The sequence below is a fragment of the Yoonia sp. genome (assembly GCF_017854415.1).
GTDB lineage: Bacteria > Pseudomonadota > Alphaproteobacteria > Rhodobacterales > Rhodobacteraceae > Yoonia.
Genome location: NZ_JAFMHR010000141.1, coordinates 1 through 7,191, shown reverse-complemented (window position 1 = coordinate 7,191; position 7,191 = coordinate 1). Strand labels below are relative to the sequence as shown.

The 7,191-nt window shown below is 53.7% G+C and carries 7 protein-coding genes; 2 read left to right on the top strand and 5 right to left on the bottom strand.

Going from position 1 to position 7,191, the window contains the following annotated elements; all coding sequences use genetic code 11:
* A partial coding sequence (locus QZ197_RS13555; RefSeq protein ID WP_296432637.1) for a hypothetical protein occupies window positions 1-191 on the top strand: 191 nt, incomplete at its 5' end.
* 167 nt (window positions 192-358) lie between these two features.
* Here QZ197_RS13555 and QZ197_RS13550 read toward each other — a convergent pair.
* From QZ197_RS13550 to dctP, 5 genes are all read right to left on the bottom strand, one after another.
* A complete protein-coding gene (locus QZ197_RS13550; RefSeq protein ID WP_296432635.1) occupies window positions 359-1,873 on the bottom strand; it encodes a malonyl-CoA synthase in 1,515 nt (504 codons plus the stop codon).
* A gap of 11 nt (window positions 1,874-1,884) precedes the next feature.
* A complete protein-coding gene (locus tag QZ197_RS13545; protein WP_296432634.1) occupies window positions 1,885-3,123 on the bottom strand; it encodes a malonyl-CoA decarboxylase family protein in 1,239 nt (412 codons plus the stop codon).
* Window positions 3,120-4,436, bottom strand: coding sequence for a TRAP transporter large permease (locus tag QZ197_RS13540; RefSeq protein ID WP_296432633.1), 1,317 nt, complete (start codon window positions 4,434-4,436; stop codon window positions 3,120-3,122). The genes QZ197_RS13545 and QZ197_RS13540 overlap by 4 nt, the downstream gene beginning before the upstream one ends.
* Window positions 4,436-4,984 (bottom strand): TRAP transporter small permease, encoded by a 549-nt coding sequence (locus QZ197_RS13535; RefSeq protein WP_296432631.1) that lies wholly within the window; start codon window positions 4,982-4,984, stop codon window positions 4,436-4,438. Before QZ197_RS13535 ends, QZ197_RS13540 begins: the two co-directional genes overlap by 1 nt.
* Window positions 4,985-5,054: 70 nt before the next feature.
* Window positions 5,055-6,041 (bottom strand): TRAP transporter substrate-binding protein DctP, encoded by a 987-nt coding sequence (dctP, locus tag QZ197_RS13530; protein WP_296432628.1) that lies wholly within the window; start codon window positions 6,039-6,041, stop codon window positions 5,055-5,057.
* A gap of 142 nt (window positions 6,042-6,183) precedes the next feature.
* On the opposite strand from dctP, the gene QZ197_RS13525 reads away from it, so the two are divergent.
* Window positions 6,184-6,831, top strand: a complete 648-nt coding sequence (locus QZ197_RS13525) for a GntR family transcriptional regulator (protein WP_296432626.1) — start codon at window positions 6,184-6,186, stop codon at window positions 6,829-6,831.
* Window positions 6,832-7,191: the final 360 nt, after the last annotated feature.

Below are 7,191 nucleotides of genomic sequence, written 5' to 3'. Positions count from 1 at the left end.
GGGAAATTGAATCAGCCAATGCCATCCAAATCAAGAAGAGTTTTTCAACAGAATTAGCCCATTCTGTTGAAAAACTCTTTGCTGCAACTGCAAGTTCTCAAAAAGCAGAAAATTGTTCTCCTTTGGTCATAATACACCAAGAAAACCTGGCAAAACTTGAAGGAACCAGAATGCTTTTCTGCCAAATCTAGCCCGAATGCCCGATATCGGAGTTTTTCAACAGAATACGCCCAAACTTTGAATTCGATTATTGTTCTGCATGCGCTCGCAGCAAGACTTACGCTGCACCGGCGCTGATTTTGGGGTCGTAGTGCAGCATGAAAAGCAGCCATTTGCTCCACCCCACGACAACACCCATTTAGCTGATAATTTCACCCGAAAACATCTCTCTCAACGCTTTCTTTTGTACCTTGCCCATGGTGTTACGAGGAAGCTCCGGGACAACCACCAGTTTTTGTGGTTGCTTGAACCGGGCAAGTGATTTCCCAATCTTTTGCCGTATGCCTTCAATGTCCAACTCCTGTTCAGGACGTGCGACCAGAACACCCAGAACACTCTCTCCAAAATCGGGATGCGGCACGCCAATGACCGCACTTTCCAACACACCCTGCTGGTCGTCCAATAGCAGCTCAATTTCCTTGGGATAGATGTTGTAACCACCTGAAATGATAAGATCCTTATTGCGCCCGACGATGCTGACATATCCATCTGCATCAATCTGGCCCAAGTCGCCCGTCATGAAAAAACCATCACTGCGCAACTCTTCGGCAGTCTTTTCAGGCATCTGCCAGTAACCCTTGAACACGTTCGGTCCGCGCACTTCGATCTCACCGATCTCGCCCTGCGGTAGGGGTTCGCCCGTGTTGCTGTCAGTGATTTTTAGCTCAATCCCTGGTAGCGGAAAACCCACAGTGCCAGCGCGCCGCTCGCCATCATAGGGGTTCGAAGTGTTCATGTTGGTTTCCGTCATCCCGTAACGTTCCAAAATGCGATGACCTGTACGCTCCTCGAATTGCACATGCGTCTCGGCCAACAAAGGTGCGCTGCCGGACACGAACAGACGCATGTGTGTCGTAAGTTCCTTGGTAAACCGCGCGTCGCTCAGCAGGCGGGTATAAAAAGTAGGCACGCCCATCATCGTGCTGGCGCGGGGCAGGTCTGCGATGATCTGATCCAGATCGAACTTGGGCAGAAAGATCATGCTGCTGCCAGACAAAAGTGTAATGTTGCTTGCGACAAACAGCCCATGGGTGTGGAAGATCGGCAAGGCATGCAACAACACGTCGCGCGCCGTAAATCTCCATTCCTTTTGCAACGTCTGCGCGTTGGACAGCAGATTGTCTTGGGTCAACATCGCACCTTTTGAGCGACCCGTCGTGCCGGAAGTGTATAGGAACGCGGCGAGGTCTCCTGCCTCTCGTGGCACCGTGTCAAAAACCGTTGGGAACCCAGCAGCCTTGTCTGCGAATGAGCCAGAGCCGTCTGCGTTCAGGGTCTCCAGTCGGGCACCACAGCTTTTGGCGATTGGCTCTAATGCGCTGCGTTTGTTGTCGTCGCCCAACACGATGCCCGCACCACTATTTTCGACAAAATACGTCACTTCATCTGCGGTATAGGCCGTGTTCAGCGGCAAAAAGACCAACCCAGCCTGTGCGCAGGCGGCATAGACGGCCAATGCCTGCGGGGACTTCTCAATTTGAACCGCGACACGGTCCCCCGCCACAAGCCCCATGTCCGCAAATGCACCGGCATATTGCGCAGCAAGCCGCAGAAAATCTCCATAGGTCAGTGACTTATCTTCAGGCAAATGCAAAAAGACTGCTTCGCTTTCAAGGTGCTGCCCGAACAGGGAATCGAATAGCGGGTTTGCCATGTCTTGGATCCTTATTTCGTTGTGGTGACCTGCGCACTGAGCGCGTGAACCTCAGCCGAGGCGGCCACTATCTTTTCGACGACAAATCTTTCGTGGTTGGTGGTGATCTGAGTAAGATCATAGAGATAGTTCACCATCGCGCCGCCCGACTGCCGCATGCCGTTGTCGGACAAGTCTGCCTCTGCGTGCACGGCATGAACTGCCGCCCCATTGCCCAGATGAAAACGTGCCACCGGGTCCACCGGTAGCTTATCGTCCCGCTTTGCACTCAGCAAATAATGTGCGGCTTGCACCTCCAAGGACGCGCCTTTCAGGGTGGCTATGTTGGTGGTTTCTAGCCACTTGTTCAGACCAGGTATCGGCGACAAGGTCACAAGCGTCTCAAGCCCTACCAGATCACTTGCCAGATCGGCAGCAACTTGTTTGATGAGCGAGTTGCCAAACGAGATGCCCGCAAGCCCTGCCTGACAATTTGAGATGGAATAGAACACGGCTGTGTCGGCCTCTTCGGCAGCGATGGGGTCGCGACCATCGGCAAGCAACGTTTGGACCGAGTTTGGAACACCCTTGTTCAAAGCGACTTCGACAAAGATCAGCGGCTCATCTGGCATGGCGGGGTGGAAGAACCCGTAACACCGCCGGTCAGAAGGCTGTAAACGGCGGCGCAGATCACCCCAGCTGTCAATGGCATGCACTGCCTCATAGGCGATGATTTTTTCCAGCACTTCTGCGGGGCTGGACCAGTTGATTGGGCGTAGAACCAGAAAGCCACGGTTGAACCATGATGCAAACAAGTGGCCAAAATCCACATCAAGCGGCCCCAGTTTGGGATCCCCTTTGATCATCCCAAGCAGATCTTTGCGCATAGACACCAAACGCTGCGTGCCGCCAGGGACTTGGTTCAGTCTGCGCAACAGTTCCTGTCGTTTTGGCTCGCTGGCGCGGGTATAGTCGCGGTAGCTGCGCTTGGTTGGTGTTTCTTTGTAGCGCTTCAGGCTTTCGACAACGTCCACGGGGTCAATCTCAAGATCCCGCATCATGAACTCGAAAAACACGCGTTTGTCTGCGTCATTGCTGCCTGCGTATTGGTCGAGGATCATCTGGGCCAAAGTGCTGCCCGATACTTCGCCCATGGCACCCAGCAGATCGAGGGACAAATCAGTGATCGGCCGCCCCTCGGCCTGTGTGGACACGGCATTCGCAAAGCGCCGCTCAAATACGGTAGAGAAAAGCCCTCCGAAATAGCTCATATCGCGGCACCCATCACGTAGTTCGGCAGCCAAGTGGCGAGCCCAGGGAAAAAGCACAGCAACAGGATGGCAAGCACCATGCAGGCCACGAAAGGCAATGATCCCATCAGGATGGTTTTCAGCGAGATGTCAGGTGCGATGCCGTTGATGACATAGAGGTTGAGGCCAACAGGTGGTGAGATAAGCCCAATTTCCATGTTGATGGTCAAAACAACTGCAAACCAGATCGGATCAAAGCCAGCTGTCGTGATGATCGGCAGCAAGATAGGTGCAGCCATCAAGATCACAGCGACGGGGGGCAAGAAGAAGCCAGCGATCAACAAGAAGACGTTCACGGCTGCCATCAAAACCCAAGGGTTCACATCCAACGTGCCGATCCATTCAGCGATGGACTGCGTGATGTAAAGGCTCGACAGCATGTAGGAAAACACGCCCGCAGCGGCGATGATGAAGAGGATCATCACGCTCTCTTTGGTGCTGTCGCGCAACACGACCCAGAGGTCGGCAGGGTTCCAGAGTTTGTAGATCACCATAGCGATGATCAGGCACAAAAGCGCGCCGACCGCTGCTGTCTCGGATGGGGTCGCGACGCCGCCGTACATGGCATAGAGCACGCCCACGATGATGAAGAGGAATGGCAGGACACGGGGCAGGATTTCAAACTTTTCCTTCCAAGTATAGTTGCCTTGGGCCAGCAATTGCTGGTCGCCGGATTTCCACGTCGCATAAAGCGACCATGCCATGAACAGGGTAACCAACAGCAATCCAGGTATCACGCCCGCAAGGAACAGGCGACCAATGGATTGCTCTGTCGCGATGCCGTAGACGATCATGGTGACGGAGGGGGGGATCAGAATGCCAAGCGTGCCGCCTGCCGCAATAGAGCCTGCAGCCACACCGTCGGGATAGCCGCGTTTGCGCATCTCTGGGATGCCCATCTTGCCGATCGCTGCACAGGTTGCAGGACTGGAACCCGACATTGCCGCGAAGAGCGCACAGGCGCCAAGGTTGGAGATCACAAGGCCGCCCGGCACACGGGTCAACCACCGCTCAAGCGCCTCGTACAGATCAGCGCCTGCGCGGGTGGAGGCAATGGACGAGCCCATGATGATGAACATCGGAATCGACAGAAGGGCAAAGTTATCCAGCTTACCGAATAGAATTTCGGGCAGCAGCTCAAGCGACCGCATGCCATCGAAAATTATAATAAATCCTGTTGAGACGATTAAAAGCCCCAGACCGACGGAGACACCTGAGAAGAGCACCAGAATGGTGCAGACAGCGACAACCGCGCCAAGCGTGAGCGGATCCATTATGTGTCCTCCAAGCCGAATGGCTTTTCTATCTTGAGCAGGATGGCGACCATGTCGGCAATTAGTTGCAGTAGGAACAGGGCAAACCCAATAGGCAGTGCGGCATAGGGTATCCACAGGCGCACGCCCCAGATTGTGTCGGATTTCCAATTCCGCTCCCACGTCAGGTGCCAGAATTCAAAGCTGTACCACAGCATGATGCCGACCATGATGATCGACAGGGACAGCGTGAACATCGCAAGGACAAACCGCGGCTTTAGCCCTAATGCCAAGGGGATCAGGTCAACGTTCACATGCCCGCGAAGGCGCTGCACATAGGGCAAGCCGATCAGTGTGGACCCGATAGCAAGGTAAATCACGGCTTCGGTCTGCCAAGTAGTTGATCCATTGAGTGCAAAGCGCACGAAAATCATCTGACATGTGATGCCAATCGCCGCGACAATCATCGCGGCCGAGCACCAGCCTGCAAGTGTAGAGAGTGCCGCGACCAGACGCAGGAACGGGTTATTGCCCGTTTGCGCCATCGCGACGGAACTTTGGACCGCCATAATGATGTCCTTGAATGAGGTGTTGGATGGGGTTGGGCCGCAATCATGCGCAGCCCAACCGAAGCGTCGATTATTCGACAGCCAGCGCCATATCGAGCAGCTCTTGACCGCCTTCAACTTCTGTAACGAATGCGGCGTAGGATGTCTCCTGCGCCAATGCGCGCCATGCTTCAAAGTCTTCAGGAGACATCTGGGCAATCTCGACACCTGCATCACGGAAGACCTGCTCGGATGCAGCATCCTGCTTTTTGGCTTCTTCCAGATAGAAGGCCTGCGCCCTGGCAGAGGCATCCATCAGCGCCTTTTGCTGATCTGCATTCAAGCTGTCAAACTTGGATTTATTCATCAGCAATGGCTGGTACATGAACCACAATGCAACATCACCCGCAGGCGTATAGCAGCTGACCTGCTCATAAATCCGGTAGGACACAAACGACGACGATGATGTGTTCGCTGCGGTCAGAACGCCAGTTTGCATCGCGTTGTAGATTTCGGAAGAGGCCATACCCGTGATTGACGCACCAGCACCTGCCAGCATTTGCTCGAACGATTTGCCAGCTGCACGAATTTGAAGGCCTTCGACATCCGCAGGCTTGGTGATGCATTTGTCTTTGCCGACAAATCCACCTGCGAGGTAGCCGTGCACCAGTACCATGACATCATCATCAGCCATCTTTTCCTCTAGTGCTGCCATGAAAGGCGAGGCACTCAGACGTGCGGCGTGATCATGGTTCTTAACCATGCCGGGCATCAATGTCAGGTTAAAGGCGGGCTGTTGGCCGCCTGCATAGCTGAGCGGCAGAACGGTCATGTCCAGCTGGCCACGGCTGAGCGGGCGATACTGCTCGCGTGGTTTGAAAAGTGACTTGGAGCCAAAAATCTGGATTTCCAGATCAACGCCAGCAGCAGCAACATCATCTGCAACCATCTGGGCGACTTGGTGGCGCACGTCCGTATTGGACCACTGGTGTGACAGGCGCAGTGTTTCAGCGCTGGCAGCGGAGCCAATGGCAAGGCATGCAGCCATTGCGGTGGCAGTAAGTTTAGCGAATTTCATAGTTTCCTCCCTGGGTGTGATCCGACGTCATGGGTCGAATCTACTATGTGGAGGCTTCCACGGTTCGCATAGCAAGTCAATATTATTGTATACAAAAATCTTGCGCTTGCATTTTTTCTTTTGTGGGTGTTAGAGATTATGCATGGATATCAGACGCGCAGACCAAATAGCCAATACGCTCGAGCAGCTCGTTTTCTCGGGGGAGTTTCAGGATGGCGAACGCCTTGATGAACTAAAGCTTGCGGAACAATTCCATGTCTCTCGCACGCCTATCCGTGAAGCATTGCAAGTACTGGTTTCCTCGGGAATGGCCGAACAAATCCCACGGCGGGGCGTTTTTATCCGCCAACCCGGGCCCGTTGAGCTGATGGAGATGTTTGAAACCATGGCCGAGCTCGAAGCTGCATGTGGTCGATTGGCGGCCACCCGTATGTCGGACAAGGACTTGGCCTCTTTGGTCAATGCGAATGACCGTTGCCAACAAGCCATCCAAGATACCGATCACGATCGTTACTACACAGAGAATGAGACCTTTCACCAGATTATTTATCGCGGGGCAGCCAACACCTTCTTGGCAAGCCAAGCGCTTCAACTTCAGAACCGTCTAAGGGCGTACCGTAGAATTCAGCTGCGTTTCCGAGGGCGGATGAATCAATCAATGGAAGAACACTCACAAATCCTATGCGCCTTAACAGATGGTGATGCTGACGTAGCAGCGCAAACGCTACGCGGCCACGTCGCTGTTCAAGGTGAGAAATTTCATCAGTTGATCGCAAGCCTGAACCGTTGATCTCCTGATCCAAAGGATTAGCCCAATGCAAAATCAACCGTTGCATGCCCACAAGAGACCTTTGTGCTTTCGTGACAGATATGACTTTTTACCTTCTGCTCAGTTTCCGCCGGGCGCATCGGGTTATTGGTTCTGTCCGCAGTTTATTAGCTCGAGTATGAAGCAACAAAAAGTTGGTTTGAAATTATCGTGCAATGCACCGCCTGGATGGCTGGTTTAGTGAAATCCGCTGCGCTGCCAAAAGATCCCTACTGCACGTGCGAAAGAATGCTGCGCCAGCGAGTGTAAAAAATTTAACGGCGGTTTTGTCCCGCACAGCAGCCCTCCGTCTTGATCGCAACAAACGTCTGCTATCGGGTC

Excerpts from the sequence above, each read along its gene's own strand:
- QZ197_RS13525 (WP_296432626.1), top strand. The coding sequence starts at position 6,184 with ATGGATATCAGACGCGCAGACCAAATAGCCAATACGCTCGAGCAGCTC.
- QZ197_RS13545 (WP_296432634.1), bottom strand. The coding sequence starts at position 3,123 with ATGAGCTATTTCGGAGGGCTTTTCTCTACCGTATTTGAGCGGCGCTTT.
- QZ197_RS13535 (WP_296432631.1), bottom strand. The coding sequence starts at position 4,984 with ATGGCGGTCCAAAGTTCCGTCGCGATGGCGCAAACGGGCAATAACCCG.
- QZ197_RS13540 (WP_296432633.1), bottom strand. The coding sequence starts at position 4,436 with ATGGATCCGCTCACGCTTGGCGCGGTTGTCGCTGTCTGCACCATTCTG.
- dctP (WP_296432628.1), bottom strand. The coding sequence starts at position 6,041 with ATGAAATTCGCTAAACTTACTGCCACCGCAATGGCTGCATGCCTTGCC.
- QZ197_RS13550 (WP_296432635.1), bottom strand. The coding sequence starts at position 1,873 with ATGGCAAACCCGCTATTCGATTCCCTGTTCGGGCAGCACCTTGAAAGC.